At 59.8% G+C, this 712-nt stretch carries 2 protein-coding genes; both read left to right on the top strand.

Annotation, left to right across the window (positions count from 1 at the left end; all coding sequences use genetic code 11):
* Nucleotides 1-69 precede the first annotated feature (69 nt).
* Complete coding sequence (locus BXP70_RS31185; RefSeq protein ID WP_086597617.1) at nucleotides 70-321, top strand: replication initiation protein; 252 nt, start codon at nucleotides 70-72, stop codon at nucleotides 319-321.
* The coding region (locus tag BXP70_RS29175) for a replication initiation protein (RefSeq protein ID WP_262490780.1) at nucleotides 230-712 on the top strand (483 nt) is incomplete at its 3' end. The genes BXP70_RS31185 and BXP70_RS29175, both read left to right, overlap by 92 nt.

Below are 712 nucleotides of genomic sequence, written 5' to 3'. Positions count from 1 at the left end.
TAAGAAAGTTGTAGTCGATCCCTCTTTTCTGCCTACCTTTGAGGGAGACCTCACTCTGACCAGCCCTCGATGGCCACTCCCAGCGCTCGAACGCGACAGCCCCTGGTCGTGCAGCATAATGCCCTGATCAACGGCCGCTTTGATTTGAACACCACCGAGACGCGCCTGTTTCTGGCGATGCTCGCCCAGATCCAGCGCGACGACACCTCCTTTGCNCGATACCTCCTTTGTGAAATGCGAACTCCGCGTGCAGGAGCTCTTGGACCCTGCCGCCAGCCAGAATTATGGCCACATCCGCAAAGTCGTGGAAAACTTTGCTAGCCGCCTAATCACCCTGGAGACGCTGGGCGCCGATGGCCAGCGCATCATGACGCAGCGCACGTACTCGGCCATCCCCTTGCTGGCGCGGGCGGATTACGTGGAGGGGGAAGGCCTGCTGATCCTGCGCTTCAACGATGAGCTGCAAGACTATTTGTTGCAGCTCCAACGCCACTTCACTCAGGCCCAACTGGCGGAGCTCATGAAGCTGAAAAGTGCGGCGTCCTCCCGCATTTACTGGCTGCTGCGCGAGTACGCCGCCTTCGGCAAACGCACCATCGCGCTAGACGAGTTAAAGGCCATCTTAGGGCTCTCGCAGGAGTACGACCGCTTCAACAACTTCCGCGCGCGGGTGTTGGAGCGGGCCAAAGCCGAATTGGCGCACACGGACCTG

The organism is Hymenobacter crusticola (assembly GCF_002154225.1).
GTDB lineage: Bacteria > Bacteroidota > Bacteroidia > Cytophagales > Hymenobacteraceae > Hymenobacter > Hymenobacter crusticola.
This window is presented reverse-complemented; position numbering and strand designations above follow the sequence as displayed.